This is a genomic window from Bradyrhizobium sp. 149 (assembly GCF_023073915.1).
In the GTDB taxonomy this organism is placed as follows: Bacteria; Pseudomonadota; Alphaproteobacteria; order Rhizobiales; family Xanthobacteraceae; genus Bradyrhizobium.
Map to the genome: position 1 here is coordinate 402,500 of NZ_JADPKK010000019.1, position 26,951 is coordinate 429,450.

A 26,951-nucleotide genomic window follows, 5' to 3' on the forward strand; every position below is an offset into this window, starting at 1 on the left:
GCCCGTCCCTAGAGCCCTCCTCCGCACGCGGGGTCTCCAAGGATATTTCGATCGCCTTAGCGATGAGGATTGGAACGGAGGCGGTCGAACTCTGGTTAGTACCGGAGCGAAGGAGTTCCGCCATGAGTAAGGCTATCCGCGAAGCCACCTATCCCGCGATTATCACTGTCGGCGAGCTCATCGATGAACTCTGCCGCCTGCCAGACACAGCAACGATCCGATTCCACTGCCCCATGCTCGAACAAGAGCTTGCATTCTACCGGCTTCGAAAGCGGGCGAAGGACCTCGTCGAAATTGAAGTCAATGCGTATCCGGAAAGCCCGCCGGTCGTGCCATTGGCCGGTGCCGCTCTTCGTGGACGGAAGAAGTCCCACCATCCGCGTTCGCTCCGCGATGGTGCCCTCGCTCATAAGGTCGGGGGATAAAAAACGCCTACGCCTTCAGCCCGCGCAATACCAGCGCCAGCGTCGCATCGACACGCGCCGAGAGGTCGGCGTCCTTCCACTCGTCGGCATGAGCCGGATGGTGGAAGCGGACGGTGGCATCGAAGATGGCGCGCGCGGTGGCCTTGACGTCGTCTACGGCGAACACGCCCTGCGTCACGCCATCGGACAGGATCGCCGCGATCTGGTCGATCATGGTGTCCTTGTGACATTTGACAGCCGCGCAGGCTTCGCGCGCCAACGTCAGATAGGTGTCGAACATCTCGGGGTCGTCGAGCACGCGCGAACGTTTGGCGGCGAACAGCGTCCGTAGCCAGCGGTCGAGCCTGTCAGGCGCCGGACCCTGCTCCTCGGCGATCGCCAGCAACGGCGCGTCGATCCGATCCAGCCAGCGTTTGGCGACGGCCTCACGCAGCGAGGCTTTGCTCGGGAAATGACGATAGACGCTGCCGTGGCTCACATCGAGGGCGCGGGCCACGTCGACCACGGTGGCCTTGGCGAGTCCGTAACGCCGCAGCACGTCCTCGGTGACTTCGAGGATCCGCTCCGGCGTCAAGATAACGGCTTCGTTCATGCCAGCACCATGTTCCCGCTAAGGGCTCAGTTATCCGGCGATGGAGCTGCTTCCGAAGCGCCCGTGCCGGTCGTTTCGGAAAGCTCTCGCCTTAATGAGGCAGTTTTGCAGCCTGCGCCGCGATCTGGCGCGCCACCAGTAAATTGAGCCAGTGCCCAATCGTCCCGGTCAAATTGATGATTTCGGTCGTCATTGTCGTAAGTCTCCAGTTAATTGGCGGTCCCCATTGTTCAATTGCGACCCTCAATCCCCATTGTTTGGGACATCGGGCTCCCGGGATGCCGTCAGACGCCCAATCGGAGCGTCCGACCACGAATATACACATCTCGATGACAGATTTCAATATCTGTCAGTCAATGATCCGTGATTGACAGTTAATATCTGCGGGCCTCCCCTTCGGTTCCCTTGGGGCCGGCTTCCCGTCGCCCCGCCCCCGCCGGGCCGATGACCCCGTCCAGCCCGGTCATCCCCCGCTACCTTGCCGGCGCCGTTTGTTTCGCCTTCCCCGCTCTGCTAAATCACGGCGTAAAAAACATTCTGGCCGGTGCAGCCCTTTTGGGTCATCCGCCCACCTTCCTGGAGTCGTCAGATGATCCCCCGCTATACCCGCCCGGAAATGGCCTCGATCTGGGAGCCGCAGACCCGGTTCAAGATCTGGTTCGAGATCGAGGCGCATGCGGCGGACGCCCTTGCCGAGCTCGGCACGATTCCCAAGGAGGCCGCCAGGACGGTCTGGGCCAAGGCCAAGGACGCCACTTTCGACGTCGCCCGCATCGACGAGATCGAGCGCGAGACCAAGCACGACGTGATCGCCTTCCTCACCCACCTCGCCGAGATCGTCGGCCCCGAGGCGCGCTTCGTGCACCAGGGCATGACCTCCTCCGACGTGCTCGACACTTGCCTCAACGTCCAGCTCACCCGCGCCGCCGACCTGCTGCTCGCCGACCTCGACAAGGTGCTGGCGGCGCTTAAGAAGCGCGCCTTCGAGCACAAGATGACGCCGACGATCGGCCGCAGCCACGGCATCCATGCCGAACCCGTGACTTTCGGCCTCAAGCTCGCCTATGCCTATGCCGAATTCACGCGCGCGAAGGAACGCCTGATCGCGGCGAGGAAAGAGGTCGCGACCTGCGCCATCTCCGGCGCCGTCGGCACCTTTGCGCAGATCGATCCGCGCGTGGAAGAACACGTCGCCAAGGCCATGGGCCTTGTCCCCGAGCAGATCTCGACGCAGGTGATCCCGCGCGATCGCCACGCGATGTATTTCTCGGTCCTCGGTGTGATCGCCTCCTCGGTCGAGCGCTTCGCGGTTGAGATCCGCCACATGCAGCGCACCGAGGTGCTGGAGGCCGAAGAGTTCTTCTCCGAAGGGCAGAAGGGATCGTCCGCGATGCCGCACAAGCGCAATCCGGTGCTCTCGGAAAACCTCACGGGTCTCTCGCGCATGGTGCGCGCCTATGTGACACCGGCGCTGGAGAACGTTGTGCTCTGGCACGAGCGCGACATCTCGCACTCCTCCGCCGAGCGCATGATGGGCCCCGACGCGACCGTCACGCTCGACTTCGCGCTGGCGCGCCTCGCCGGCCTGATCGACAAGCTGCTGGTGTATCCCGCCAACATGCAGAAGAACCTCGACCGCCTCGGCGGCCTCGTGCATTCGCAGCGCGTGCTGCTGGCACTGACGCAGAAGGGCGCAAGCCGCGAGGACGCCTACAAGCTCGTGCAGCGCAACGCCATGCCGGTCTGGCGCGGCGAAGGCGATTTCCTCCAGCTCCTGAAGAAGGACGCTGAGGTGAAGAAGTATCTCACCGACGCCGAGATCGAGGAGCAGTTCGACCTAGGCTACCATCTCAAGCACGTCGACACGATCTTCAAGCGCGTGTTCGGGGAGAGCTGATTGCTTTTCGTCATTCCGGAGCACGCGCAGCGTGAACCCGGAATCTCGCGCCACAATCTCCAGATTCCGGGTTCGATGCTCCGCATCGCCCCGGAATGACGAGAAGACCCACAAGAAACGGATTCAACTCATGCCGATCGTCAACCGCGTTGCCGTCCTCTCCGACGAAATGGCCGCCTGGCGCCATGACTTCCATGAGAACCCGGAGCTGCAATACGAGGTCCATCGCACGGCCGGCATCGTCGCCGACAAGCTTCGCGAGTTCGGCTGCGACGAGGTGGTGACGGGCATCGGCCGCACCGGCGTCGTCGGTGTCATCCGCGGGCGCAAGTCCGCCTCGGGCAAGACCATTGGCCTGCGCGCCGACATGGACGCGCTGCCGATCATGGAGACGTCGGGCGTCGCCTACGCCTCCAAGGTCCCCGGCAAGATGCACGCCTGCGGCCATGACGGCCACACCGCCATGTTGCTCGGCGCCGCCAAATATCTCGCCGAGACGCGCAACTTCGACGGCAGCGCGGTCGTGATCTTCCAGCCCGCGGAAGAAGGCGGCGGTGGTGGCAAGGCGATGGTCGAGGACGGGCTGATGACGCGCTGGAACATCCAAGAGGTCTACGGCATGCACAACATGCCGGGCCTGCCCGAGGGCCATTTCGCAACCACGCCCGGCGCGATGCTCGCCTCCTCCGACAATATCCAGATCACGGTCCACGGCAAGGGCGGCCACGCCGGCGCGGGTCCGCACAAGTCGATCGACAGCGTGCTGATCGGCGCGCAGATCGTCAACGCGCTGCAATCGATCGTCGCGCGCAACGTCGATCCGCTCAAATCGGCGGTCATCTCGATCACGCAATTTCATTCCGGCACGGCCTTCAACATCATTCCGGAGATCGCCGAGCTCGGGGGCACCGTGCGCACGCTTGATCCCGAGGTGCGCGATCTCGTCGAGCGCCGCATCGGCGAGGTCGCCGACAGCGTCGCGCGCGCCTATGGCGGCTCGGCCGAGACGAAATACACGCGGATGTATCCGGTCACGATGAACCATGCGCGCGAGGCCGGCCTTGCCGCCGACGTCGCCCGCGACATCGTCGGCGCCGAGCGCGTCAACGACAAGTTCATTCCCATGATGGGCGCCGAGGACTTCTCGTTCATGCTGGAAGCCCGCCCCGGCGCGATGATCCTGGTCGGCATGGGCGACGGCAACGAGTGCCACCACCCGGCCTACGTCTTCAACGACAACATCCTCGGCCACGGCGCGTCCTATTGGGCGCGTCTGGTGGAGACGCGGATGCCGGCGGGATAATGATCAAATTGCGTAAGGTGGGTTAGCCAAAAGTGCGATGCGAATAGGATGCTTTTGTCATCGCGCTCTACATTTTTGTTTGAGCACGACCTTTTCGCGTCAATTGCATATTTCGGCTTGTCCCACGCCTCCGCTATTGGCTTCGAGACGACATCCCTTGCGAACGGGACGGCAACCGCCGCTTGACGTACAGAGGATCTGTCCAGCGGCTTGCGGTTTGGCAGGGTCCCTCTCGGCACTCTTCCGATCCTGATCCGCTGTTTGGGGACTTTGCCGCGCGACGGGTTTCCGCTCTATCTTCTCGCATTCGTTGTCGTCACCGACGTGATAGCCGGCCCGGCAGCTGATCTTCACACATTGATCGCCATCGGCCTTGAAGCCGAAATTGCACACGAGCGGGCAGACCCGGCCCGGCTTCGCCTTCAGCGCATCGAGCGCGGCAACGCTGGCGAGTTTCACGTCGAACTGGGTGCCAGCATATTTGTTGAACAGCGTCAGCGAGCGCTGCGCGGCCGAGCTCCACTCGCTCTCCGCAGACGACGTCAGGCAACCGACGCGACGCAGTTCGCTCTGCAGGGATTTGGCCAGATCGGCCGCGGACAATGTGGATGCCGGCGCAGGCGAAAGGGCGGCGACCTTCTGATCTGCTTCGGGCATCTGCCGATCGCCTGTCGGCTTTGCGGCCTGTTCGGCTGATGCCTTCTCTGCAGCCTGCCTGGCAGCCAATTCGGCCTTGGCCTTCTCCGCCGCCTGCTTCTCGGCCTGCGCTTTCGCCGCGGCAGCTTCGGCCACCTTGCGCTGCTGCTCGGCCGCTTCGGCCTTCATCTGCTCGATCTGCTTTTGCTTCTCCGCCGCGATCCGCGCCTCTTCGGCCGCCTTTGCCGTCGCAGCCGCCCTGTCCTGCTCGGCCTTCTGTGCGCGTTCCGCGATGAGCTTTGTCTTTTCCTGCTCGGCCGCCCTTGCCCTTTGCTCGGCTGACGCGCGCGTCTCCTCGGCGCCGATCTTGTTCAACTGGCCCTTGGCGAGATTCGCGTAGAATCCCTCAGGATATTGCGCCAGAAACGCTTCCCAACCGTCCCGCGTGCCGAGTTGGAGCGCCAGTTCATAGTCCCGCCTGAGTTCAGACTGCGGATTTGCCTGCGGACCGGTTGCTGCCGGCTTGGCAGGAACCAGCGGCACGTCGTCGCCGCCCAGGGAGCCATACACGAAGGGCTCCTGCTTATTCGCGGTGCTCCTCAGCACATCATCGCGCACGAAGCCGAACGCCTTGCGCAGGTCCAGCCCGGGCTTTGGGAGATGCTCAACAAGCGCGGTCGCAAATGGGCTGTTGCGGGAATCGCCGTCGGACGCCGTCGAGCCCGCCTTCGCCGCAAACGCGATCATCGTATTGGGACTGGCCGGCTCGACCTTGGCAAGCCCGCGTCCGATCGCGCGCGAGGCCACCGTGCGCTTCATCGTCTTGGAAAACGGATTATCACGGCAGGCATCGAGAATGACGAGCCGAAGCTGCCTGGCCGGCTCGATGCTCACGAGCACCCGATCGATCGGCAGCGCCTCGTCGTAGACGTCGGTGTCGGTCTCGAGGGCGGCATCGATCGGAATCAGATAATTGGTGCCGTCCACCTCGAGGCCATGGCCCGCATAGTAGACGATCGCGACATCGGCATCTCGGGTTCGCGCGCCGAACTCGCGCAGCGCCTTGCGCATTTCGGGCGCGTTCAGATCCTGCCTGACGTCGACGGTGTCGAAGCCGGCTTTCCTGAACATGCCGCCCATCAGGATGGCGTCGTTCACGGGATTGCCGAGCTTGGGCGCGCTCTTGTAGGCGGAATTGCCGATCACGAGCGCAACGCGCTTCTCGGCGAGAGCCGGGCCGCAGCCCGCGACAACAAGAAGAGCAAGAGCCCTAAGCCCGACCGCCAGACTTCGGGGGGCATGCCGGGCCATCAGTTGCACACCTCACCAGTGATCTTGGCGCTGCCGTTTGCATTTGGGACCGGCCCGAGATGACACCCCTTTGCGACCGGCCTGCATCCTGCGTTGTTACAGATCATCTGCCCAGACGCTTGCGACTTCGGCGCTGCAGACTCGGCATCTTTCCGGTCCTGGTCGCGCCTCCTCGGCTCGTCGCGGGCGGTAGGCGGTGGCTTTCTCTCCGGAACTTTCTCGCACTCATTGTCGTCACCGACGTGATAGCCGGCCTTGCAGGTGATCTTCGCGCATTGGTCGCCATCGGCCTTGAAGCCGAAATTGCAAACGAGCGGGCAGACGCGGCCCGGTTTCGCTTTCAGCGCGTCGAGCGCGTCAACGCTTGCAAGCTTCGCGTCGAGCTGGGTGCCCGCATATTTGTTGAACAGCGTCAGCGAGCGCTGCGTTGCGGCGTTCCAGTCGCCGTCGGCGGCGGCGGAAAGGCAGCCGACGCGGCGCAATTCGCTCTGCAGGGATTTCGCGAGATCGCCGGGCGCCGGGGAGCTTGGCGGCGGCGACAGCGCGGCGACCTTCCTGCTTTCGGCATCAGCCGCCTTCTTGTCCGCCGCCTGCTTCGCTGCGGCCTCAATCGCCGCCTTCTCGAGCGCCTGCTTCTCGGCGAGCGACTTGGCCGCGGCAGCTTCCGCCGCCTTGCGATCTCGTTCGGCCGCCTCCGCTTTGGCCTGCTCGACCAGCTTGGCCTTCTCGGCCGCGATCCTCGCCTCTTCAGCGGCTTTCGCAGCGGTGGCAGCTTTCTCCTGCTCGGCCTTCTGGGCTCGTTCGGTCGCGAGCCTCGCCTTCTCCTGTTCGGCCAGACGCGCCTTCTCGGTCGCCACCGTGCGATCCTCCTCGGCGGCGATCTTCTTCAACTGCACACGAGCGAGGTTGGCGTAAAAGCCGTCCGGGTACGTCTGGAGGAATGCTTCCCAAGCTTCGCGCAGGCCGGCCTGAAGGGCAAGCTCGTAGTCTTTGCGCACACTCTCCTGCGGATTTGCCTGCGGTCCGGCTGCAGCGACCGGCCTCACCGGCACCAGCGACACATCGCTCCCGCCCAGGGACCCATAGACATACGGCTCCTGCTTGTTGCCGGTCTTCTTCAAGACGTCGTCACGGACAAACCCGAACGCCTTGCGCAGGTCGAGCCCGGGCTTCGGCAGATGATCGGTCAGCGCGACCGCGAACGGGCTGTTCCGGGAATCCCCGTCGGACGCTGTCGACCCCGCCTTGGCCGCAAACGCGATCATCGTGTTCGGACTGGTCGGTTCGACCTTGGCAAGCCCGCCACCAATCGCGCGCGAGGCCAGGGTGCGCTTCATCGTCTTGGCGAAGGGGTTGTCGCGGCACGCATCGAGAATGACGAGCCGAAGCTGCTTGGCCGGCTCGACAGCGTACAGCGCGCGGTCGAGCGCGATCGTCTCGTCAAGGACGTCGCCGTCGGTTTCCAGCATGGCATCGGTCGGAACGAGGTAGTTGCTGCCATCCAGCTCGATGCCATGACCCGCATAGTAGATCACCGCCATGTCGGCATCGCGCGTCCTGGCCGCGAACTCGCGTAGCGATCGCCGCATTTCGCTGGCATTGAGGTCAAGCCTGATCTCGACCGTATCGAAACCCGCATTCCTGAACATGCCGCCGACCAGCCCCGCGTCGTTCACCGGGTTCGCGAGCCGCGGCGCGTTCTTGTAGGCGGAATTGCCGATGACGAGCGCAACGCGCTTGTCGGCGAGGGCAGAGCCGCAGCTCAGCCAAAGACCGAATATCAACAGTGAAAGAGATCGCAAGACGATCATGAAAGCCGAGCCTTATACGGGCGATTGACAACTACACCCTAGTTACACACCTCGAAGTTGCCGCCTGTGGCTGTATTCGAACTAACCCTGCCGGGGATCGTCCCGCTGACAAGCCGACATCCCTTTTGCACCGGGCGACAGCCCGTCGAACTGCAAATAATCTGCCCGCTCGCCTCGGGCCTGGGCGGCGAAGATTCGCCTGCCTTCCGCTCTGCATCGCGTCTTGAGGAGTTCTCGCGCGTCGCCACCGGCTTCTTCTCCGGCACCTTTTCGCACTCGTTGTCGTCACCGACACGATAGCCGGCCCGGCAGCTGATCTTCGCGCATTGGTCGCCATCGGCCTTGAAGCCGAAATTGCACACCAGCGGGCAGACCCGTCCGGGCTTCGCTTTCAGTGCATCGAGCGCGTCGACACTGGCAAGCTTCGCGTCGAATTGGGTGCCGGCATATTTGTTGAAAAGCATCAGTGAGCGCTGAGAGGTGGCGCTCCAGTCGCCGTCGACAGCGGTGGACAGGCAGCCGACACGGCGCAATTCACCCTGCACCGATTTTGTCAGATCAGCCGCCGACAATGTGGATGCCGGCGCCGGCGAAAGGGCTGCAACTTTTTGCTCGGCCTCTGGCATCTGCCGATCGGGCGCCGGCTTTGCGGCCTGCACGGCTGACGCCCTCTCCGCGGCCTGTCGGGCGGCAAGCTCGGCCTTGGCCTTCTCCGCCGCCTGCTTCTCGGCCTGTGCTTTCGCCGCGGCCGCCTCGGCCACCTTGCGCTGCTGCTCGGCCGCTTCAGCCTTCACTTGCTCGATCTGCTTTTGCTTCTCCGCCGCGATCCGCGCCTCTTCGGCGGCCTTGGCCGCTGCTGCCGCCTTGTCTTGCTCGGCCTTCTGGGCGCGTTCGGCAATGAGCCTTGCCTTCTGCTGCTCGGCCGCATTCGCTTTTTGTTCGGCCGACGCGCGCGTCTCCTCGGCGGCGATCTTGTTCATCTGGCCCTTGGCCAGATTGGCATAGAAGCCTTCGGGATATTGCGCCAGGAAGGCTTCCCAACCATCGCGCGTGGCAAGCTGCAGCGCGAGCTCGTAATCCCGGCGAATGGCATCCTGCGGGTTGGCCTGCGGCCCGGTCGCCGCTGGTTTGACCGCGACCAATGGCACGTCGTCGCCGCCGAGCGAGCCGTACACATAGGGCTCCTGCTTGTAGCCGGTGCTCTTGAGCACGTCGTCGCGCACGAAGCCGAATGCCTTGCGCAGGTCGAGGCCCGGCTTCGGCAGGTGCTCGACCAAAGCGACGGCGAACGGGCTGTTGCGGGAATCACCGTCAGATGCGGTTGAACCGGCCTTTGCCGCGAACGCAATCATGGTGTTGGGGCTGGTCGGCTCGACCTTGGCGAGCCCGCGTCCGACCGCGCGCGACGCCAGCGTGCGTTTCATGGTCTTGGAAAACGGATTGTCGCGGCACGCGTCCAGAATGATCAGGCGCAGCTGCTTGGCCGGCTCCACCGCGAACAGCGCGCGCTCGACCGGGATGGTCTCGTCGAGCACGTCGCCATCGGTCTCGAGCGTCGCGTCAGTCGGAATGAGATAGTTGGTGCCTTCCAACTCGATGCCATGGCCCGCGTAGTAAATGACCGCCATGTCGGCATCGCGGCTCCTGCCGGCAAACTCACGCAACGTGCGCCGCATCTCGCTGGCACTGAGATCCAGCCTGACGTCGACGGAATCAAAGCCCGCCTTCTTGAACATGCCGCCGACCAGAGTGGCATCATTGACGGGATTGCCGAGCTTGGGCGCACTCTTGTAGGCGGAATTGCCGATGACAAGCGCAACCCGCCGGTCCGCATGTGCCGGTCCGCAGGCAAGGCCCATCGCCAATATCAACAAACCAAATAAACGAAACGGAATCACTTGCGTCCCCCCGGATGCAATTCCCTGAGACTATTCGGGAGCGTCGCCGATTGCCAATTGTTCCTATGTGATCTCTATCACACAAGGAGCTCTATCGAGGGCATGGATAGTGCGGCCAAGCGTCGCCCTGCTTTCGAGCTGACGCCGAAGCCGCCTGTTGGGTCCGTTACAGTTGCACCACCTCGTGGCGCATCACGAACGGTGCAAGCAATGCGTGCACCTCGTTCGCGACCGCCTCGCGTTGGTCCGGCGGCAGGCCCGCCAGCGTCACGGTGGCGATCGAACCGTGGCTGCCGTGAGCGCCGACCCTGACCTTGCAGTCGATGCCGCGCTCGGCGAGCGGTGTCAGCACCTTCGTGAACACGCGCTGGGCTGCGTCCCAGCGCAGCTGCGGCTTGAACACCTTGCCAACGCCTGTCACCGGCATCGGATCTATCGGGATGACCTGCACCGGGACGGCGGCGCGCTCGGGCGTACGCTCGCGCACCCATGTCTCCAACTCACCCGGCTCGATAGTCGCGCCCGGCTTCAGCTGCACGTAACCTACCGGCAGCTCGCCGGCATAGGCGTCGGGCTGGCCAACCACCGCGGCAAAGCCCACCGCAGGATGGCGGAACATGATCTCCTCGATCGGCGCCGGATCGATGTTGTGGCCACCGCGGATCACGAGATCCTTTGCGCGCCCGGTGATCCAGAGATAGCCGTCGGCATCGAGCCGGCCGAGATCGCCGGAATTGACCCAGACCTCATCGACGAAGGCGCCCTTGTTGTGCTCGTCGTTGAGATAGCCGCCGAACACGCCGGGCCCGGCCATGATGACGACGCCGATCTCGTCCGGCGCGCAGTCGCGGATCAGGCGGCCGTCGGCATCGAGTTGCACGATGCGGACTCGCGCGTAAGGCATGGGAAGGCCGACCGAACCGAGCCGGATCGGCCGTGACGGATAGGCCAGCGTGTGCACGCTTGAGGTCTCGGTCATGCCGTAGACCTCGACGACCGGCAGCTTGAGCTTGTCCTGGATCGCAGACCCCACCGCGACCGGGATCGCCGAGCCGCCACCGGCTGCATATTTCAGGCTGGAGATGTCGGCATTGCCGGGCGGCACCGCGAGCGCCGCGGCGAGCACCGTCGGCACGCTCGACAGCGCCTCCGGCTTGAAGCGCTCGACCAATGGCCAGATGTTCTTCACCGCATTCGGATTGCGCCATCCGCTCGGCGATAGCACGACCAGCGAACCGCCGGCCGACAGCGTCGTCAGCACCTGCGTCAGCGAGCCCCCGACGTGAAACAGCGGCATGCCGAACAGCATGTTGGCGCCCGGCTTCGACTTCAGCAGCAGATTGAGCGCCCAGGCCTGATAGACTTGGTTGGCATGCGTGTGCCGCACCAGCTTTGGCGTGCCGGTGGTACCTCCGGTGTGGAAATAGGCCGCGATGTCGCTGCCGAGAATCTTGCGCCCGCTGATAAGCTGGTCGGCCGGCTGCTGCTTGATCAGATCGCTGAAGGCAAAGATTCCCTGCGCCGGATCGCCGCCGCCGAACACCTGCACGATCGGCTTGAGGTGCTTGAGTTGCGGGCGGATCTGCTCGACCTTCTGCCAGATGTCAGTGCCGGGCATCGGCCCAAGCGCCACCAGGACTTTTGTGTTCGCGGCTTCCAGAATCTCCACGATCTGGTGTGACTCGAGCAGCGGGTTGACCGGATTGGCAATGCCGGCGGCCTCCGCGCCGAACAGTGTGACGAAGGCGTCGGGCACCAGCGGCAGCATGAAGCTGACGACGTCGCCCTTCTCGACGCCAAGCGCGTGAAACATGTTGGCGGCCTGCGTAACGCGCGCGACGAAGTCGCGGTAGGTGACCACCACCGGCGTGTCGGCTGGATCGGCGTTTTGCAGGAACTGGATCGCCGCCCCGTCGGGATTGCTGATCGCACCCAGCCTGATCGCATCGTAAGTGCTCTCGGCCGCGACGCGATCGGCGTAAGGGACCTGCTCGAAGGCTCGAACCTCTGCGTCCGTTGCCAGGTCCGGATAATCGCTGCCGATGAGCCGATCGAGCGCGTGGATGCCCGCCATGGAATTCCGTCCTCCCTCAGATGCATGTCCCCGCGCCCTGTCTTTTGACTTTTTGGGTTGGCGGCGCCTCGACCGATCGCCGGCCGAGCAGGGGGCAGAATGATGGATGATTTGGCGTTCGTCCATGACCTAACATCGGCGACAATCGGGCTCTGGTTAGAGGCTTTTGAACCTGCGCGCCCGATCCGGGGACCAAGAACTGGCATCGGACTCATATGCCAGCGCCCTTCCAGCGCCCTGCCGCAAGACTTGAGGTGATCATGACTAGGCCCCCGCGGGATTGCGCCACCCGGCTGCTCGTCGCGCTCACCATGACAACGGGGATCTTGACAGCGGGGATCATGATATCGGCGTTCGCCCTGCCCGGCACGGCACATGCCGAGGACGGCCAGATCGACAAGATGCGCGCCAAGATCTCGGCCTTCATCAGCGACAAGATGGAGAAGCTCGGCGGATCGCGGATTGTCTACAAGGTGGACACCGATGGCCTGCGCGAGAGCGTCGTCACGGATTTGCGCGACAACGTCTACAAGACTCTGCGCGAGGGCAAGATCGCCTTCTCCGGCCTTGCGATCCGCGACGGCGGCGTCGAGTTGAAGATCGCCGACGTCAAGGGCCGCGAGCAACTCGCGCGCAAGCTCGCGTCAGCCGCGGAGGGATTGCCGTCGCATGCACTTGCCATGACCGACGGCGGCGAGGGAATGGTCAGGCTCGCGCCGACCGATGCAGCATCCTCGGCGCGGCTGCACGAATTCGTCGAAGATGCCATCGCCATGATCGAGCTGCGTCTGAAGGAGGCCGGCATCCAGCTCGCCAGCGTCCAGCCCGATGGGACCGACCGCATCCGCATCTTCCTGCCCGGTGTGATGGAGCCCGAGCGCGTCACTGCGGTCTTCGCCCGAAGGGTCAAGGTCGGCTTCCGCCTGATCGACCTCTCTATGCCGCCGGAGCAGGCGCAATCCGGCACGCCGCCGGCAGGCACGGAAGTCCTGCCCGGCTTCAAGGACAAGAGCCCTTATCTGGTCGCCAAGGACAGCGCGCTCGACGGTGACGATATCAGCTACTCGGGCCCGGGGTTTGCCAGCGGCACGAAAGAGCCGATCGCCTCGTTCCGCTTCAATGGCCGCGGCACGCGGCGCTTTGCCCACATTACCGAAGAGAACATCGGAAAGCCGTTCGCCATCGTGCTCGATGGCAAGGTGGTCTCCGCCCCCGTGATCCGCGAGCCCATCACCGGCGGCTCGGGCCAGATCTCCGGCAATTTCACCTTGGAGGAGGCGAACAGCGTCGCCATGCTGCTGCGCGCCGGTTCGCTGCCGGGGCACCTCGGCCTGGTCGAGCAGCAGGTCGTGCCGCCCGCCGCCAAGCCCTAAGGCGGAGATCGCTCCACGCCCCGCCGTTTTTGGGCGCCGGGGTCCACCATGCCGAGGCTCGTACCCGGTGGCGCCGATCACGGGCGCGCCACGGCCATACGCACAGCCAAACAGGCAATTGCCGAAACGCCCGATCAGGCTAAAATTTGCCTCTTGCAGCACGGCGGCCGAAAGCGTCATTCCAGCGGTCGTCGTTCGATTTCGGCTATAGGTGTCGAGAATACCGACTAGGACTGAAGGCCTCACGCGGGGATAGTACCATGCCGTCCGGCAGCGCAGACATTTCGTCGATCCTCGACCGCATTCTCGAGGCGGCGACGGATAACCTCAGGATCGCGAAGATCCTGGTCCAGATGGGCCTCGATCCCAACAACGTCACCTATGACTCGATCTTCAATCGGATGCTGGAGATCTTCGTCCAGAACATCACGCTGGCCAATATGTTCGCCGCGGTCGGCGCCGGCTTCTTCGTCGCCACCCTGCTGATGCGAACGATGGTGCCGCTGCGCGTCGCCAACATGATCGGTTGCGCGTTCTTCGCCGTCTTCGGCGCGCTCTCCGCCAACGTCGCGACCTTCCTCCTCTATCTCCTGCTGCTGCCGATCAACGCCTTGCGCCTGCGGCAGATGCTCAAGCTCGTCAAGAAGGCGCGCCATGCGGCCGAAGGCGACATGTCGATCGAATGGCTCAAGCCGTTCATGACCGAACGCAAATATCGCCGCGGCGACACGCTCTTCAAATTGGGCGATCCAGCCAAGGAGATGCTCCTCACGGTCACCGGCAAGTTCCTGGTCAAGGAGATCAACATCGAGATCATGCCGGGCGCGCTGATGGGCGAGCTCGGCTTCCTCACGCCGGGCAACCGGCGCACCGGAACGATCGAATGCATCGAGGACGGGCAGGTGCTGACGATTACCTACGACCGCTTGCTCGAGATCTACTTCCAGGATCCGCAGTTCGGCTATTACTTCCTGGTGCTGACCAGCCAACGCCTGCTGCAAAACATCGATCGGTTGCAGAATCAGCTGGCGAGGGAACGGGCGGCCACCACGAACAGGATCGCGTGATCGATTGCGCGGCCGCTCAGTTCAAGATCAAGGCCATGCCCGGATCGCCCTTCTCCATCGCACGCCGATAGGCCGCCCGCCTGCCGATGCGGCCGAGATATTTGACCACGTTTGGACAGCGCTGGAGATCATAGGGCTGGAAGTAGCGCATCGTGGTGAGCGAAAAGCCTACCATGATGTCGGCGGTGGTGAAGATGTCGCCCGCCAGATACTCGGCTTCGCGAACCCTCGCGTCGACCAGATCGAAGGCGCGATCGACACGGCCTTTGGTCGCGGCCAGCATCTGATGGTTCTCGGCGAGCTTGAGCCGATTCAGGATCATCAACCGGCCCATGCCTGCCTGCAGCGTGCCATTTGCGAAGTGAAACCAGTACAGGAATTGCGCGAAATCTGGGTCGCCGGAGCGGAGCACAAGACGGCCCTCGCCATATTTAGCCATGATGTAATCGACGATGGCGCCGGATTCGGCGAGCACGAGATCGCCATCGGTGATCACAGGCGCCGCCCCGATCGGATGCAGCGCCTTGTACTCGGCCGGCGCCAGCATGGTGACGGGATCGCGCGTATAGCGCTTCAGTTCGTACGGAATCCCCAGCTCTTCGCACAGCCAGACGATACGCTCGGACTGCGACTTGCCGAGATGATGGACGGTAAGCATGAGGCCTCCTGCGTTCGCAACCGAATACTTCGTCACGCCACACCTTACTCTGTCATTTCAAGCGCAGCGAAGTAATGAGATGGGGAGGCAGCGCGCGACAGTTCTGCGGTGCCTGCCCTACCCCGCCTCGTCCCGCATCAGCCGCGCCACGACGAGGTCGCGGCGGATGAAGTTGCCAGTCTTACTGGTGCTTCTGAGATGTCGGCTCTCCGGATTTGCGGGCCTGTCCTTATCCGCACGCCGCGAATTGAACCGTTCCAAGCTGGCCTCAAACGCCCCTGCCGCAAAACCGCCCTAAAAACCGAATGGTAACCATGTCGGGCTAGGGTGATCACGTGACCAATTCTCCGACGATTCTGGTGTTCGATTCTGGCCTTGGCGGGCTGACGGTCCTGCGCGAGGTCGTGGCCGCGCGCTCCGATGCGCATTACGTCTACGTCGCAGACGACGCCTTCTTCCCCTACGGCCATCACAGCGAGGACGAGATCATCGCCCGGGTGGTGCCGCTGATCGGGGAATTGGTCGGCACGCACGATCCTGACCTCGTCGTCATCGCCTGCAACACGGCGTCCACCCTGGTGCTATCGCATCTGCGCGCGGCTTATTCCCTGCCCTTCGTCGGCACGGTGCCCGCGATCAAGCCGGCCTGTGCACGATCGAGGAGCCGGCGCGTCTCCGTGCTCGGCACCAAGGGCACGGTGAAGCGCGAATACACCAGGGCGCTGATCCGCGACTTCGCGCAAGGCTGCGAAGTGACACTGGTCGGCTCGCCCGAGCTGGCCGCGCTGGCTGAAGCAGAGCTCAGCGGCTCCTCCGTCAGCGACGACGCCATCCTCGCCGAGCTCGCCCCGTGTTTCGTCGGCGATGCCCGGGACGCGGGCGCACGCACCGACACAGTGGTGCTCGCCTGCACGCATTATCCGCTGCTGCTCGACCGGTTGAAAAAGCTCGCGCCCTGGCCGGTCGAATGGATCGATCCGGCGCCCGCGATCGCCCGCCGCGTCTCGGATCTGCTCGGCCCGCACACGGGTGGCATCGCGCAATCCGGCGCCGAGATGATCTTCACCTCGAATCGCGTGCATGGCCTTTCGGCCACGCTGACGCCGTTCTTCGGCGGCCGCATTCCCGCCTGACCTTGCGCCTCGACGGCGCGCTGCTAAGATCATCCCAAGGCTCCTCATGTCGGTTCCCGCAACGCCGCTCAACCGTCTCCGCCAGCTCTGGCGCGAGGGTCGTCCCGCGTTCGGCGCAATCGCGACGATCCCGAGCGTGCAGACCGTGCAGATCATGGCCCGCTCGCTCGACTGGATCATCGTCGATCTCGAGCACGGCCCGATTGGACTGACCGAAGCACATGCGATGATCGCAGCCACCACCGGCACACCGTGCACGCCATTGGTGCGGATCGCGGCGAACGAGCCATGGCTTGCGAAGGCACCGATGGATATCGGCGCCTTCGGCATCAATTTCCCAATGATCACCAATCGCACTGAAGCCGAGAAAGCGGTGCGCAGCGTGCGCTATCCGCCACGCGGCGATCGGCTCTGGGGTCCGTTCCATGCGCCGTTCCGCTGGGGCCAGTCGATGCCGGACTACATGGCCGGCGCCGACGACGAGATGATCTGCATGATCACCATCGAGCACGTCGAAGCGGTCAACCGCATCGACGAGATCATGGCCACGCCCGGCATCGATGTAGCCGTGATCGGCCCCGGCGATCTCGCGACGTCCATCAACAAGCGCGGACAGATGGACGATCCGGAATTGCTGGAGCTGGTGGCGCGGGCCGAGGCCGGCATCCTCAGAAGCGGCGTCCCGATCGGCGGCGTGGCGCGTACCGCAGACCAGGCCAACCAGCTGATCGACCGCGGCTACCGTGCGATCGCACTCGGCTTCGACTGGTCGCTGTTCCAGCGCGGCATCATGGCGGCGTTCGAGGGAATCAAGCGCTGAACAGGCCGATTGCCACCTTGCCGGGAGCTGCCGCGCTGCTAGGGTCGGCCGTTCCAGGGAGGAAACAATGCTCAAAAAGACTTTGCTCGCTCTTGCCTTCGCCGGCCTTGCCGTTGCGGCCTTCGCCCAGCAGCCCGGCATCAAGCGCACCCCGCTCCAGAAGATCGAATTTCCGGATGGCTACAACACCATCACCGCCATCGCGGAAGTCGCGGCGGGCGGCGCGGCCGGACGCCATACCCATCCGGGAATCGAGACCGGCTACGTGCTCGAAGGCGAGCTGAATCTTCTCATCGACGGGCAGCCGGAGAAAACCCTGAAAGCCGGCGATTCCTACCAGATCCCGGCAGGCGTCGTGCATGATGCCAAAGCTCACGGCGACAAGGCCATGAAAGTGCTTGGCGTTTACGTCGTCGACAAGACCAAGCCGCTGGCCTCGCCGGCGCCCTGATGCGGCGAACCGACCGGCCCTAGCCGGGTTGGTTCGTGCTAGAGCAGACGGCGAGCGGGAACCCGCTCGCTGGACATTTTCTAATCTGCGGGAGCCGAAAGAGCGATGCGCGGGAAAGCAAAGACCATCTCGCTGCCGCGTGGCCTGATTATTGATCTCATGCGCGCCTCGATGGGCGTGCCGTTCGTATCGCTCTCCCGTTCGCTCAATATCCGCCCTCTGTTGGACGCCCGCACAGGCGCGATGGCGCCGGCGGGCTGGGCCGCGATCTTCGTCAAGGCCTTCGCTCTGGTGGCCAGGGACGAGCCGGCCCTGCGCACGGTCTATGCCAAATGGCCTTGGCCGATGCTCTATGAGTTGCCGAAGAGCGTCGCCTCGGTCGCCATCGCCCGGGTCGAGGACGGCGAGGAATGCGTGCTGTTTCAGCGGATCGCAGGCCCCGAGGCCATGGCCTTGGCCGAAATCGATGCCGAGATCCGGCGCGCCAAGACGACCCCGATCGACGAAATTCCCATGTTCCGCAAGATCATGCGGGCGACCCGCCTGCCGCTGCCGCTGCGGCGCCTGTCCTGGGCGATGGGGCTGAATTTCGGCCGGCAGCGCGGCAACTGGTTCGGCAGCTTCGCGGTGAGCTCGGTGGCCGCCTATGGCGGGGGCGAGCTTCACCCCATCACGCCCGGCCCTTTCATTGTCAGCTATGGGGTGGTCGGGCCTGACCAGACCATCCATGTCGTGATCCGCTGGGATCACCGGGTGACCGACGCCGCCCCGATCGCCCGGGTCCTGACCCGTCTGGAACAGGCCCTGAACACTGAAATCGCTGCCGAATTACGGGCAGCCGGCCCCAAGCCGGTTCGGGCGGTCAGGACGTGATTCCGGGCTATTCGCATTGACAGCGAGCCCCAGATTCCCCTAAAAGCCGCTTGCTCGCGGGCCGATTTCGGCCCGCGAAGCGTTTCGCGACCCGTGGTCCTTTCCCCTACGCTTTGGGGATCGGACCTGTCAGTGCCGGGCTAGCCCGTCACACAGGAGGGCGCGTCTCCTCAAACCATGAACTTACAGAGGACGCGATGACTAAGCGCAGTGAAGCCAAGTACAAGCTCGACCGCCGTATGGGCCAGAACATCTGGGGCCGCCCGAAGAGCCCCGTCAATCGCCGCGAGTACGGTCCCGGCCAGCACGGCCAGCGCCGCAAGGGCAAGCTCTCCGACTTCGGCGTGCAGCTGCGCGCCAAGCAGAAGCTGAAGGGCTACTACGCCAACATCAGCGAGCGTCAGTTCCACGGCGTCTATGTCGAGGCGAGCCGTCTCAAGGGCGACACCGGCGAGAACCTGATCGGCCTGCTGGAGCGCCGTCTCGACATGGTGGTCTACCGTGCCAAGTTCGTCTCGACGATCTTCGCCGCGCGCCAGTTCGTCAATCACGGCCACGTCAAGGTGAACGGCCGCAAGGTCAACATCTCGAGCTATCAGGTCAAGCTTGGCGACGTGATCGAGGTCAAGGAAGCCTCCAAGCAGCTCGCCCACGTCCTCGAAGCCAGCCAACTCCCCGAGCGTGATACCCCCGACTATATCGAGGTCGACCACGGCAAGATGACCGCGAAATACATTCGGATCCCCCACCTCTCCGACGTGCCGTTCCCGGTGCAGATGGAGCCGCATCTGGTGGTCGAATTCTATTCGCGCTGATAGTTCGGCAGATCAAAGTTCAAGGCCCCGGTTTTCCGGGGCCTTTTTGTATGAGCCGGCCATTTCCATGCCCCAGGCCATATGTGCTAGGATTGCGCATCGCGGAGTTGAGCATGACGCGTCTTCTGGAAGAGGCCTTTAGCAAAGTGTCCGGCCTGCCCGATTCAGAGCAGGACGAATTGGCGCGGACCCTGCTTGAGCTTGCCGGGGTCGATCAGCCTCCGATCCAGCTGACGCCGGCGGAAGAGGCCGATCTCGCGGAGGCCGAAGCCGAAATCGCTCGCGGTGAGCTTGCCAGTGTCGACGAAGTCCGCGCGATGTGGGCTAAGCACGGGCTGTGAAGGTCCGCTACACGAAGCGGGCGCTCGTCCAAATCGACGAAGTTCTGACTTACATCGAAGCGCGCTCGCCAGAAGGAGCAGACCACGTGCGTGACCGCGTTATGGCGCTCATCGCACTGCTTCAGGATCACCCTTATGCAGGGCGACCGACCAGCCGTGCATACGTCCGTCGCTTGCCGGTCAACCCTTATCCGTATCTGATCGATTATCGTGTGACCGCGACAGAAGTCGTTATCATGCGGTTTCGTCACGCCGCCCGGCGTCCACCCAGAACTCGCTGACCGCGAGTGAGTGCAATTCCCTTAAGGAGCAAGTTGATGCTCTATACCCCTCCCCCCATCGATCCCAAGGCACCGCCGGTGCGCATCAATCTGCTCTCGGACACGCAGACCAAGCCGACACCTGCAATGCGGGAGGCAATGGCGCGGGCGGAGGTCGGCGACGAACAGGTCGGCGATGATCCAACCGTGAACGCGCTGTGCGAGCGCGTCGCCGAACTGCTCGGCAAGGAAGCCGCGGTGTACATGCCCTCAGGCACGATGTGCAACGTCACCGCGACGCTGGTGCATTGCCGTCCGGGCGACGAGATCCTCGCGCACGAGAGCGCGCACATCATCGCGCGCGAAGGCGGCGCGCATGCCGCGATCGGCGGCTTCCAGGTCACGCAATTGAAGGGACCCGACGGCCAGTTCACGCCGGAGACCTTCCGCAGAGCGCTGCATCCGCGCACGCGCTACCAGCCGCCGCAGACGGTGGTCAGCGTCGAGCAGACCGCCAATATCGGCGGCGGCACGATCTGGAAGAAGGCGGCGCTGGACGAGATCGTCGCAATCGCCAAACAACATGGCCTCGTCACCCATATGGACGGCGCGCGCCTGCTCAACGCCACCGTGGCGAGCGGCATCTCCCCGCGCGACATGACCGCGGGGTGGGATTCGGCCTGGATCGACTTCTCGAAGGGCTTGGGCGCACCGATCGGCGGCGTGCTCGCGGGCTCGCGCGCCTTCATCGACGCGGTCTGGCAATGGAAGCAGCGCCTGGGCGGCTCGATGCGGCAGGCGGGAATCTGTGCCGCCGCCTGCATCTATGCGCTCGACCACCACGTCGATCGCCTCGCGGACGATCACGCCAATGCGCGCGCGCTCGCCCGCGGGCTGTCGCAGATCGCAGGCGTCGAGGTGCAGGAGCCCGAGACCAATCTGGTGTTCTTCAAGCCCGATGGCGCCGGCATTCCCGGCGACAAGATGGTTGCGGCGTTGCGCCAGCGTGGCGTGACGCTTGCAATGATGGACGGCCGCATCCGCGCCTGCACCCATCTCGACGTCAATGCGAGCCAGATCGAAGAGACGATCGGCTGCGTCCGCGAGATCGTGCGCGGGGCGTAACGGAACGCGATCACCGCCCCATCGCCTGATAGATCAGCGTCTTCAGCGCCAGCTGGAACCGGCCGCGCTGCGACGGGGTCTGCACCATGAAGATCCCGAACAGATCGTCCTCGGGATCGATGAAGAAGAACGTGCCGCCGACGCCGTCCCAGCGATATTCGCCAAGTGGCCACGATGTACCTGATGGCACCGAGGTGCGCACGGCGAAGCCAAGGCCGAAGCCGGAGCTTCCGCCCGGATAATAGTCCTGGTCACGTGCGATCTTGGTCTCTGGCCCAATGTGATCCGACGCCATCAGCGCAATGGTCTCTGGCTGGAGATAGCGCCGGCCGTCGTAGCTGCCGCCATTGAGCAGCATCTGGGCGAAGCGGGCATAGTCGCCGATCGTACCGACCATGCCGCCGCCGCCCGATTCCCATTTCAGGGGCCGCCTGATGTCGCGGACCTGCGTCGTCGGATTGATGTTGCGATCCTCCGGCATCGGCTCGGCGATGCGGGGGAATTTGGCGGGATCGGCGACGAAGAATGCGGTCTCTGTCATGCCGAGCGGATCAAGCAGCCGCTCCTTCTCGAACTGAAGCAGCGTCTTTCCCGCGATGACCTCGACAACGCGGCCGAGCACGTCGGTGGAATAGCCATAGTCCCAGACCGTGCCGGGCTGCTCGACCAGCGGCAGCGTAGCGATCTTCGCGGCAAACTCGGCGTTGGTGAGATTGCTGTTGAAGAGATTGGCGTCCGCATAGAGCTCGCGCACCATGCCGCCGCCGTAATAGCCGTAGGGCAGCCCCGACGTGTGGCGCAGCAGGTCCCTGATCGTGACTGGACGCTCGAGCGGCTCCAGCACCAGCGCAACTTTACCGTCTTCCGCCTTCTTCTCGACGCCGACCTTCATGCCGGCGAAGGCCGGAATGTATTTCGAGACGGGATCGTCGAGCGACAGCTTGCCCTCCTCGACCAGCATCATCGCCATGACTGACGTGACCGGCTTCGACATCGAGTAGAGGCGGAAGATCGTATCCGCGCTCATCGATAACTCGGTTGCGATGTCGCGAACGCCGAAATTCTCGTAATAGACCGGCTTGCCGTGCTGCTGAAGCAACAGGATCGCGCCCGGAAATGTGCCAGCGGCGATCTCTTTCCGAATGTAGTCGGAGACTTTTGCCAGGCCCTCGGGCGAGAAATTGTGTGCGGCGCGCTCGGAGCCTGCCTTCGCACCAAGCACGCCGAACAGAACAACGAGCGCCGCGATCAACGCGCGGCGCCCGAACATGTCAATTCTCCATGGCTTCATAAATCAGCTGCTTCAATGTTCGCTGCACGCGCTGACGCTCGGTCGGGGTCTGCTCCAGCAAGACGAAGAACATGTCCTGCTTGGGGTCGATCACGAAATAGCAGCCGGAGGCGCCGTCCCATTTCAATTCGCCGAGATCGCCGGGCGGCGGCGGTTTTGCGTTGCCGGGATCGGTGCGCACCGCAAGTCCGAGACCGAAACCAAAACCGTCGCCGGGGAAATAGAAATAGTCGCGATCGACGCCCGACTTGGGACCGATCTGGTCGGTCACCATCAGCTTGAACGTCTCGGGCTTGAGAACCGTCTTGCCGTCGAGATTGCCGCCGTTGAGCAGCATCTGCGTAAAGCGCTCATAGTCGGCCATGGTCGTAACCATGCCGCCGCTGGCGAACTGGATCTTCTTGACGATGGTCGGATCGTTGATCCGCCCAACCCGGAAATCACTGTCGTTCGGCACCGGCTGCGCCAGCAGCTTCTGCTTCTCGGGATCGGTAACGAAGAAGCCGGTGTCGACCATGCCGAGCGGATCGAGCAGCTTTTCCCGCTCGATCTCGATGAGCGGCTTGCCCGCCGCGATCTCCATGACCCGCGCCAGGATATCGGTGGAATGGCCGTATTGCCACAGCGCGCCCGGCTGGTTGTGCAGCGGCAGTTTTGCGATTCGCTCGGCGAACTCCGCGAGGTCGAAATCGCCGGCATAGATATTGGCATCACGATAGGCCTTGCGGACCAGGCTGTCGCCATAGAACCCGTAGGTGACGCCCGAGGTGTGCGTCATCAAATCGTGCACCGTCATCGGCCGGTTCGGCGGAACGAGCTCGAGCGACTTGGTGCCGTCCTCGGCCTTCTTCTCGACGCCGACTTTCACATTGGCAAAGGACGGAATGTATTTCGAGACGGGATCGTCGAGCTTGATCGTGCCGTCCTCGATCAGCTTCACCGCGACCACGGAAGTGATCGCCTTGCTCATCGAGAACAGACGGAAGATCGTCTTATCGGTGATCGGCGCCTTGCTGACCACGTCCTGCACGCCGAAGACTTCGTGGTAGACCGGCTTGCCATGTTGTTTGATCAACACGTTAGCGCCGGCGATCTTGCCGGTCGCGACCTCGTTCTTGAAGAACTCGCTGACCTTGGCGAGCTTGTCCTGATTGAAATGCGCGCCGGCCGGAACCTCGTAGGTGCCCTCCGCCCGCGCGAACGAGATCGTAGCAAGCGATACCAGCGCGGCGCAGACCAGCGCACGCAGTCCAGACTTTGAAATCATATCCCCTCCCCCGAACACGGTCCGGCGGAGTGTACTGACCGCGTCATCAGGCACAAGGGCTGCCGTACCGCGCCAAAACGTCCGCATGCAGAGCCGCGCTGTTCTCAGAGAAACAACAAAATATGACCTCGACGACCAGCGGTGCAGCCGGCAGGGCTTCGATGGTCGCATGGACCGCAATCTTCGCGGCCTGGTCGGCCGGAAAGCCGTAAACCCCGGTGGAGATCGCGGAGAATGCCAGGGAAGTCAGCTGATTGGGCCCGCAGAGCTCAAGCGCGCGGCGATAGCAGGAGCCCAGCGCCTCTGCCTCACCGCGAGTGCCGCCGTGCCAGACAGGGCCGACCGCATGGATCACATGGCGCGCAGGGAGAAGGTAGCCTTTGGTGATCTTGGCATCGCCGGTCGGGCACCCTCCGAGCGTCCGGCACTCGGCTAGCAGCGCGGGACCGGCAGCGTCGTGGATTGCCCCATCGACGCCGCCTCCGCCAAGAAGAGACGAATTTGCGGCGTTGACGATGGCGTCAACGCTCAGCGTGGTGATGTCAGCAACGACGACCTCAAGCTGAGCGCCGCCGATCCGGCGCGTCAGTCGGGTCACGTATCAGGCCGCGACAGCGACGCCCTTTTCGGAGAAGAGCTGCTGCAATTCACCGGCCTGGAACATCTCGCGGACGATGTCGCAGCCGCCGACGAACTCGCCCTTCACATAGAGCTGCGGAATGGTCGGCCAGTTCGAATAGTCCTTGATGCCGTTGCGCAGTTCGGCGGATTCGAGAACGTTGAGGCCCTTATAGCCGACGCCGATGTGGTCGAGGATCTGGACGACCTGGCCGGAGAACCCGCACTGCGGAAATTGCGGCGTACCCTTCATGAACAGAACCACGTCGTTCGACTTCACTTCGTTGGCGATGAATTCCTCGATGCTCATATCCGTGTCCTTATGGGGCGGAGCCCACTCCAATCGCTTCGGGCTGGCTCAGCCGATTTAACCCGATACCTGCCTATATATGTAGCCCAAACCGTTGTGCATCCAAAGTAAAATGGCGGCGAGCGGCTCCTGGGCGGACCGCTCTCAGCAGCGCCGGCCCATTGCATGATGCCACGAATATCATCACCGGGGAGGACTTTCATACCGTCACGGAGCGCCTATCTAGGACGAACCCGGCGTTTTGGAACCGGGAAACGGCAACAACGTTCTCTTGTGCTGTCTGGAGAAAAGCGTGACGAAACAAGCCTCCGCTACGGCCCCCGCCTCGCTTTCGTCACCGTCGGCCGATCTGGGCGGTCTTGCCCGGAGGCTGGAAGACGCGTTTCTCACTGTCCGCGACGAGACCGAGCGCCGGGCTGCGCCGCTGTCGCCGGAGGATCAGCAGATCCAGTCCATGCCGGATGCGAGCCCGACGAAATGGCACCGGGCGCATACCACCTGGTTCTGGGAGCAATTCCTGCTCGGCGAGCACTGTGCGGGCTACCGGCCCTTTCACCCTGACTTCGCCTTCCTGTTCAATTCCTATTACGTCGGCGCGGGCCCGCGCCATTCCCGCAATCACCGCGGCGACATCACCCGTCCCAGCGCCGATCAGGTCGGCGCCTATCGAAAATATGTCGACGCTGCCGTCGTGAAATTCTTCGGCGAGGCCGGCGAGGACAAGCTTCGCGAAATCGCGCCGCTGATCGAGGTCGGCCTCAACCACGAGCAGCAGCATCAGGAATTGATGTTCACCGACATCCTGCACGCCTTCGCGCAGAACCCGATCCCGCCGGCCTATGATCCGGACTGGCGCTTTCCGACCGCGACGCCGGCCAGTGAGGATTGGCTGACGCTGAACGAAGGCATCCACACCATCGGTCATGTCGACGACAGTTTTCATTTCGACAACGAGAAGCCGGCGCATCGCGCCCTCGTTGGCCCGGTCAAGGTCGCGCGCAATCTTGTCACCAATGGCGAATGGCTCGCCTTCATGCGCGACGGCGGCTACCGGACCGCAACGCTGTGGTTGATGGACGGTTTTGCGGCCGTCAGCAACGAGGGCTGGGACGCCCCCGGCCACTGGCGCGAGGTCGACGGCCAATGGCAGGTGATGACGCTGGCCGGTCTCAAGCCGGTCGATCCCGACGCGCCGGTCTGCCACATCAGCTACTACGAGGCTGACGCCTTTGCGCGTTGGGCCAGAAAACATCTGCCGACCGAGATGGAATGGGAGATCGCGGCCCGCGCCGGCCAGCTCAACGATGCCTTCGGCATCGTCTGGCAGTGGACGCGATCGTCCTACTCACCCTACCCGGGCTATCGCGCCATCGAAGGCGCGCTCGGCGAATACAACGGCAAGTTCATGGTCAACCAGCTGGTGCTGCGCGGCTCCTCGCTTGCAACCCCGGACGGGCACAGCCGTATAACCTATCGGAACTTCTTTTATCCGCACCATCGCTGGCAGTTCACGGGATTGCGGCTCGCCGACTACGATTAGCAGACGACGACTAAAAGTCTCATCCGACGACAACCGCGCGCCGGACAGCGCGTTCAGGAGAGTATCATGAATGTGCGCGCCAGTGCTTTGGCCGAAGCCCATCTTCCCGACGAGCAGACCACCGCCTTCGCGCGCGAGGCCATCGGTGACCTCTCGCAGCAGCCCAAAAAGCTGTCGCCGAAATATTTCTATGATGCGGCCGGATCTGAGCTGTTCGAGGCGATCACGCGCCTGCCGGAATATTATCCGACGCGCACCGAGCTTGCGATTCTGAAGGAGCGCGGCAGCGAGATCGCGAAAATCATTCCGGAGCACGCGGCCCTTGTCGAATTCGGCGCGGGTGCGACCACAAAAGTCCGCCTGCTGCTCAATCACTGCAAGTTCGCGGCCTATGTGCCCGTCGACATCTCCGGCGACTTCCTGAAGGCGCAGGCGAACGGCCTGAAGCGGGATTTTCCGTCACTCGGCATCTACCCGGTGGCGGCCGACTTCACCACGCCGTTCGAGCTGCCCAAGGCGGTGGCGACCATGCCCAAGGTCGGGTTCTTCCCGGGCTCGACCATCGGCAATTTCGAGCCGCATGAAGCACAGGCGTTCCTGAAGAGCGCGCGAGCTATTCTGGGCCAGGGCGCGCAGATGATCATCGGCGCCGATCTCGAGAAGGAAGAGCGGGTTCTCCACGACGCCTATAACGATGCCGCCGGCGTCACCGCCCGCTTCAACCTCAATGTGCTGGTGCGGATCAACCGCGAGCTCGGCGGCAATTTCGATCTCTCCGCCTTTACCCATCGCGCGATCTACAATCGCGAGCGGCACCGCATCGAGATGCACCTGATCAGCAAGAAGAGCCAGACCGTGCGCCTGCTCGGCACCAGCATTTCGTTTCGGGCGGGCGAAAGCATCCACACCGAGAACAGCTACAAATACAGCATCGAACGTTTCGCGGCGCTGGCGCACGGCGCCGGCTGGCAGGTGCGCGAGAGCTGGACGGATGCGGCCAAGATGTTCTCGGTGCACGCACTGGAGGCTGCGGAGTAAACGCTCCGGCGCCAATGGCGCCGG

General features: G+C 63.7%; 25 protein-coding genes. 15 read left to right on the plus strand and 10 right to left on the minus strand.

Translation table 11 applies throughout. The annotated features are described in order from the left end of the window. Window positions 1–122 precede the first annotated feature (122 nt). The gene (locus IVA88_RS13670; protein WP_247497759.1) at window positions 123–425 is read left to right on the plus strand and encodes a hypothetical protein; all 303 of its coding nucleotides are present in this window, start codon (window positions 123–125) and stop codon (window positions 423–425) included. 7 nt (window positions 426–432) lie between these two features. Here IVA88_RS13670 and IVA88_RS13675 read toward each other — a convergent pair whose 3' ends face one another. Then, a complete protein-coding gene (locus tag IVA88_RS13675; protein ID WP_247497760.1) occupies window positions 433–1,017 on the minus strand; it encodes a TetR family transcriptional regulator in 585 nt (194 codons plus the stop codon). Window positions 1,018–1,606: 589 nt separating this feature from the next. On the opposite strand from IVA88_RS13675, the gene purB reads away from it, so the two are divergent. Together purB and IVA88_RS13685 are read left to right on the plus strand one after the other, a co-directional pair. Continuing rightward, entirely contained in the window at window positions 1,607–2,914 is a 1,308-nt protein-coding gene (purB, locus tag IVA88_RS13680) for an adenylosuccinate lyase (RefSeq protein WP_247497761.1), read from the plus strand. Between the two features lie 130 nt (window positions 2,915–3,044). Next, window positions 3,045–4,217, plus strand: coding sequence for a M20 aminoacylase family protein (locus IVA88_RS13685; protein WP_247497762.1), 1,173 nt, complete (start codon window positions 3,045–3,047; stop codon window positions 4,215–4,217). A 99-nt stretch (window positions 4,218–4,316) separates the two neighbouring features. Here IVA88_RS13685 and IVA88_RS13690 read toward each other — a convergent pair whose 3' ends face one another. The 4 genes from IVA88_RS13690 to IVA88_RS13705 form a co-directional block, all read right to left on the minus strand. Continuing rightward, a complete protein-coding gene (locus IVA88_RS13690; RefSeq protein WP_247497763.1) occupies window positions 4,317–6,164 on the minus strand; it encodes a caspase family protein in 1,848 nt (615 codons plus the stop codon). Beyond that, window positions 6,164–7,975, minus strand: coding sequence for a caspase family protein (locus IVA88_RS13695; RefSeq protein WP_247497764.1), 1,812 nt, complete (start codon window positions 7,973–7,975; stop codon window positions 6,164–6,166). The genes IVA88_RS13690 and IVA88_RS13695 overlap by 1 nt, the downstream gene beginning before the upstream one ends. A gap of 38 nt (window positions 7,976–8,013) precedes the next feature. After that, entirely contained in the window at window positions 8,014–9,834 is a 1,821-nt protein-coding gene (locus IVA88_RS13700; RefSeq protein WP_247497765.1) for a caspase family protein, read from the minus strand. Between the two features lie 205 nt (window positions 9,835–10,039). Continuing rightward, window positions 10,040–11,947, minus strand: coding sequence for an acyl-CoA synthetase (locus IVA88_RS13705; RefSeq protein WP_247497766.1), 1,908 nt, complete (start codon window positions 11,945–11,947; stop codon window positions 10,040–10,042). Window positions 11,948–12,207: 260 nt separating this feature from the next. On the opposite strand from IVA88_RS13705, the gene IVA88_RS13710 reads away from it, so the two are divergent. After that, window positions 12,208–13,320, plus strand: coding sequence for a preprotein translocase subunit SecD (locus tag IVA88_RS13710; RefSeq protein WP_247497767.1), 1,113 nt, complete (start codon window positions 12,208–12,210; stop codon window positions 13,318–13,320). A gap of 260 nt (window positions 13,321–13,580) precedes the next feature. Continuing rightward, window positions 13,581–14,387, plus strand: coding sequence for a cyclic nucleotide-binding domain-containing protein (locus tag IVA88_RS13715; protein WP_247497768.1), 807 nt, complete (start codon window positions 13,581–13,583; stop codon window positions 14,385–14,387). Between the two features lie 16 nt (window positions 14,388–14,403). On the opposite strand, the gene IVA88_RS13720 is transcribed toward IVA88_RS13715, so the two are convergent. Then, complete coding sequence (locus IVA88_RS13720; protein ID WP_247497769.1) at window positions 14,404–15,045, minus strand: glutathione S-transferase; 642 nt, start codon at window positions 15,043–15,045, stop codon at window positions 14,404–14,406. A gap of 335 nt (window positions 15,046–15,380) precedes the next feature. Between IVA88_RS13720 and murI the strand changes: the two genes are divergently transcribed. The 8 genes from murI (at window position 15,381) to IVA88_RS13760 (ending at window position 20,863) form a co-directional block, all read left to right on the plus strand. Next, entirely contained in the window at window positions 15,381–16,178 is a 798-nt protein-coding gene (gene murI, locus IVA88_RS13725; RefSeq protein ID WP_247497770.1) for a glutamate racemase, read from the plus strand. A gap of 46 nt (window positions 16,179–16,224) precedes the next feature. Further along, window positions 16,225–16,998 carry an aldolase/citrate lyase family protein gene (locus IVA88_RS13730; protein WP_247497771.1) on the plus strand — a complete coding sequence of 258 codons (774 nt, stop codon included), beginning with the start codon at window positions 16,225–16,227 and terminating at the stop codon, window positions 16,996–16,998. Between the two features lie 67 nt (window positions 16,999–17,065). Continuing rightward, window positions 17,066–17,449 carry a cupin domain-containing protein gene (locus IVA88_RS13735; RefSeq protein WP_247497772.1) on the plus strand — a complete coding sequence of 128 codons (384 nt, stop codon included), beginning with the start codon at window positions 17,066–17,068 and terminating at the stop codon, window positions 17,447–17,449. Window positions 17,450–17,554: 105 nt separating this feature from the next. Then, complete coding sequence (locus tag IVA88_RS13740; RefSeq protein ID WP_247497773.1) at window positions 17,555–18,322, plus strand: acyltransferase; 768 nt, start codon at window positions 17,555–17,557, stop codon at window positions 18,320–18,322. A gap of 197 nt (window positions 18,323–18,519) precedes the next feature. Beyond that, window positions 18,520–19,137 (plus strand): 30S ribosomal protein S4, encoded by a 618-nt coding sequence (rpsD, locus tag IVA88_RS13745; protein WP_247497774.1) that lies wholly within the window; start codon window positions 18,520–18,522, stop codon window positions 19,135–19,137. A 113-nt stretch (window positions 19,138–19,250) separates the two neighbouring features. After that, on the plus strand, window positions 19,251–19,478 hold the full coding sequence (locus IVA88_RS13750; RefSeq protein WP_247497775.1) for a hypothetical protein: 228 nt from the start codon (window positions 19,251–19,253) through the stop codon (window positions 19,476–19,478). Further along, the gene (locus IVA88_RS13755; protein WP_247497776.1) at window positions 19,475–19,759 is read left to right on the plus strand and encodes a type II toxin-antitoxin system RelE/ParE family toxin; all 285 of its coding nucleotides are present in this window, start codon (window positions 19,475–19,477) and stop codon (window positions 19,757–19,759) included. The genes IVA88_RS13750 and IVA88_RS13755 overlap by 4 nt, the downstream gene beginning before the upstream one ends. Before the next feature lie 36 nt (window positions 19,760–19,795). Beyond that, window positions 19,796–20,863, plus strand: a complete 1,068-nt coding sequence (locus IVA88_RS13760; RefSeq protein ID WP_247497777.1) for a threonine aldolase family protein — start codon at window positions 19,796–19,798, stop codon at window positions 20,861–20,863. A 10-nt stretch (window positions 20,864–20,873) separates the two neighbouring features. Here IVA88_RS13760 and IVA88_RS13765 read toward each other — a convergent pair whose 3' ends face one another. From IVA88_RS13765 to grxD, 4 genes are read right to left on the minus strand one after another with little or no spacing between them, the layout of a single operon-like run. Then, entirely contained in the window at window positions 20,874–22,133 is a 1,260-nt protein-coding gene (locus IVA88_RS13765) for a serine hydrolase domain-containing protein (protein ID WP_247497778.1), read from the minus strand. Between the two features lies 1 nt (window position 22,134). Next, a complete protein-coding gene (locus IVA88_RS13770; protein WP_247497779.1) occupies window positions 22,135–23,421 on the minus strand; it encodes a serine hydrolase domain-containing protein in 1,287 nt (428 codons plus the stop codon). Window positions 23,422–23,467: 46 nt separating this feature from the next. Next, on the minus strand, window positions 23,468–24,019 hold the full coding sequence (locus IVA88_RS13775) for an O-acetyl-ADP-ribose deacetylase (protein WP_247497780.1): 552 nt from the start codon (window positions 24,017–24,019) through the stop codon (window positions 23,468–23,470). A 3-nt stretch (window positions 24,020–24,022) separates the two neighbouring features. Beyond that, complete coding sequence (grxD, locus tag IVA88_RS13780; protein WP_007602294.1) at window positions 24,023–24,349, minus strand: Grx4 family monothiol glutaredoxin; 327 nt, start codon at window positions 24,347–24,349, stop codon at window positions 24,023–24,025. A gap of 241 nt (window positions 24,350–24,590) precedes the next feature. Between grxD and egtB the strand changes: the two genes are divergently transcribed. Together egtB and egtD are read left to right on the plus strand one after the other, a co-directional pair. Beyond that, window positions 24,591–25,889 carry an ergothioneine biosynthesis protein EgtB gene (gene egtB / locus IVA88_RS13785; protein WP_247497781.1) on the plus strand — a complete coding sequence of 433 codons (1,299 nt, stop codon included), beginning with the start codon at window positions 24,591–24,593 and terminating at the stop codon, window positions 25,887–25,889. A gap of 66 nt (window positions 25,890–25,955) precedes the next feature. Then, window positions 25,956–26,927 carry an L-histidine N(alpha)-methyltransferase gene (gene egtD / locus IVA88_RS13790; RefSeq protein WP_247497782.1) on the plus strand — a complete coding sequence of 324 codons (972 nt, stop codon included), beginning with the start codon at window positions 25,956–25,958 and terminating at the stop codon, window positions 26,925–26,927. The last annotated feature ends 24 nt before the right edge of the window (window positions 26,928–26,951 follow it).

What these genes read in the sequence shown, in the direction of transcription:
- IVA88_RS13670 (WP_247497759.1), top strand. Translation starts at nt 123, where the DNA reads ATGAGTAAGGCTATCCGCGAAGCCACCTATCCCGCGATTATCACTGTC.
- IVA88_RS13675 (WP_247497760.1), bottom strand. Translation starts at nt 1,017, where the DNA reads ATGAACGAAGCCGTTATCTTGACGCCGGAGCGGATCCTCGAAGTCACC.
- purB (WP_247497761.1), top strand. Translation starts at nt 1,607, where the DNA reads ATGATCCCCCGCTATACCCGCCCGGAAATGGCCTCGATCTGGGAGCCG.
- IVA88_RS13685 (WP_247497762.1), top strand. Translation starts at nt 3,045, where the DNA reads ATGCCGATCGTCAACCGCGTTGCCGTCCTCTCCGACGAAATGGCCGCC.
- IVA88_RS13690 (WP_247497763.1), bottom strand. Translation starts at nt 6,164, where the DNA reads ATGGCCCGGCATGCCCCCCGAAGTCTGGCGGTCGGGCTTAGGGCTCTT.
- IVA88_RS13695 (WP_247497764.1), bottom strand. Translation starts at nt 7,975, where the DNA reads ATGATCGTCTTGCGATCTCTTTCACTGTTGATATTCGGTCTTTGGCTG.
- IVA88_RS13700 (WP_247497765.1), bottom strand. Translation starts at nt 9,834, where the DNA reads ATGGGCCTTGCCTGCGGACCGGCACATGCGGACCGGCGGGTTGCGCTT.
- IVA88_RS13705 (WP_247497766.1), bottom strand. Translation starts at nt 11,947, where the DNA reads ATGGCGGGCATCCACGCGCTCGATCGGCTCATCGGCAGCGATTATCCG.
- IVA88_RS13710 (WP_247497767.1), top strand. Translation starts at nt 12,208, where the DNA reads ATGACTAGGCCCCCGCGGGATTGCGCCACCCGGCTGCTCGTCGCGCTC.
- IVA88_RS13715 (WP_247497768.1), top strand. Translation starts at nt 13,581, where the DNA reads ATGCCGTCCGGCAGCGCAGACATTTCGTCGATCCTCGACCGCATTCTC.
- IVA88_RS13720 (WP_247497769.1), bottom strand. Translation starts at nt 15,045, where the DNA reads ATGCTTACCGTCCATCATCTCGGCAAGTCGCAGTCCGAGCGTATCGTC.
- IVA88_RS13730 (WP_247497771.1), top strand. Translation starts at nt 16,225, where the DNA reads ATGTCGGTTCCCGCAACGCCGCTCAACCGTCTCCGCCAGCTCTGGCGC.
- IVA88_RS13735 (WP_247497772.1), top strand. Translation starts at nt 17,066, where the DNA reads ATGCTCAAAAAGACTTTGCTCGCTCTTGCCTTCGCCGGCCTTGCCGTT.
- IVA88_RS13740 (WP_247497773.1), top strand. Translation starts at nt 17,555, where the DNA reads ATGCGCGGGAAAGCAAAGACCATCTCGCTGCCGCGTGGCCTGATTATT.
- rpsD (WP_247497774.1), top strand. Translation starts at nt 18,520, where the DNA reads ATGACTAAGCGCAGTGAAGCCAAGTACAAGCTCGACCGCCGTATGGGC.
- IVA88_RS13750 (WP_247497775.1), top strand. Translation starts at nt 19,251, where the DNA reads ATGACGCGTCTTCTGGAAGAGGCCTTTAGCAAAGTGTCCGGCCTGCCC.
- IVA88_RS13760 (WP_247497777.1), top strand. Translation starts at nt 19,796, where the DNA reads ATGCTCTATACCCCTCCCCCCATCGATCCCAAGGCACCGCCGGTGCGC.
- IVA88_RS13765 (WP_247497778.1), bottom strand. Translation starts at nt 22,133, where the DNA reads ATGTTCGGGCGCCGCGCGTTGATCGCGGCGCTCGTTGTTCTGTTCGGC.
- IVA88_RS13770 (WP_247497779.1), bottom strand. Translation starts at nt 23,421, where the DNA reads ATGATTTCAAAGTCTGGACTGCGTGCGCTGGTCTGCGCCGCGCTGGTA.
- grxD (WP_007602294.1), bottom strand. Translation starts at nt 24,349, where the DNA reads ATGAGCATCGAGGAATTCATCGCCAACGAAGTGAAGTCGAACGACGTG.
- egtD (WP_247497782.1), top strand. Translation starts at nt 25,956, where the DNA reads ATGAATGTGCGCGCCAGTGCTTTGGCCGAAGCCCATCTTCCCGACGAG.